Source organism: bacterium (assembly GCA_024226335.1).
GTDB lineage: Bacteria > Myxococcota_A > UBA9160 > SZUA-336 > SZUA-336 > JAAELY01.
The window spans coordinates 1-822 of the sequence record JAAELY010000246.1 but is presented as its reverse complement, the minus strand read 5'-3'; the positions used below and the strand labels follow the sequence as shown (position 1 = coordinate 822).

Below are 822 nucleotides of genomic sequence, written 5' to 3'. Positions count from 1 at the left end.
CTGGTGCGCGGAGAACACGGTCCCGTGTGCGTAGGGAAAGAGGAGCGAGGAGCGCAGAAGGTGCGGGACCTGGGCCATCATGCCCTGAGGCGAAACCAGACTCATGAGCATGGCATCGCGCAGGTGCGTGGCACTGTTCAGGTTGCGGCCATAGGTACTAGCCGGGTTCGCACCCAGCATCGTGAACGAGGCATCGCCTTCGACGACCGCGCCCATTGCCGTCGCCACGTCGTCGTTGTGGCGCAGGGCCTGCATCAACTCGAGCGTGTTGCCGAAGTGCTGGTGCTGGAGTGAGTGCACGAGCTCGTGGATCACCGTGGAATCCTCGGTGGCCGTGCGACTGTCGTCCATTTCCTCGAGAACGAACATGGTGCGACGACGCGTGCTGTACAGACCTGCAATTTCCGATTCGTAAAGGGACTGCATGGTGCGAAGCAGATCGATTTCGGGCGGCAGAAAGCCCAGGGCTGCGTAGGCATCGCGGTATTTTTCCATGAACTCGGGCGTGATCGAGGCTTCGAGCTCGCCGCGCACGACCTCTGCGATGTCTTCCGAATTCAGGCGTTCAAATCGCACGGGCTGCACGAAATCCAGTTCGCGCAGCTGCACCGCCTGTTGCTTCCAGCGCGTGACCTCCGAGCTATCGCGTTCCGGAGCTAGTGCGATGCAGGCCGCGCTCAACGCGAGGGCGGTGAGTACGGACAGGGCGGGACGCGCGAGTTTCAGCTTGTCCATTCGCTTCGGTGCACGATCGGCAGGCGTCGTCCGGTGCCGAAGGCCTTTCCGCTGACGCGCAGCACGATCGGCGCCTGGCGGCGCTTG

At 63.0% G+C, this 822-nt stretch carries 1 protein-coding gene; it reads right to left on the bottom strand.

Annotated features, from left to right (window positions below):
• Window positions 1-735: hypothetical protein (locus GY725_12505; GenBank protein MCP4005007.1), on the bottom strand; the 735-nt coding region annotated here is incomplete at its 3' end.
• Window positions 736-822 lie beyond the last annotated feature (87 nt).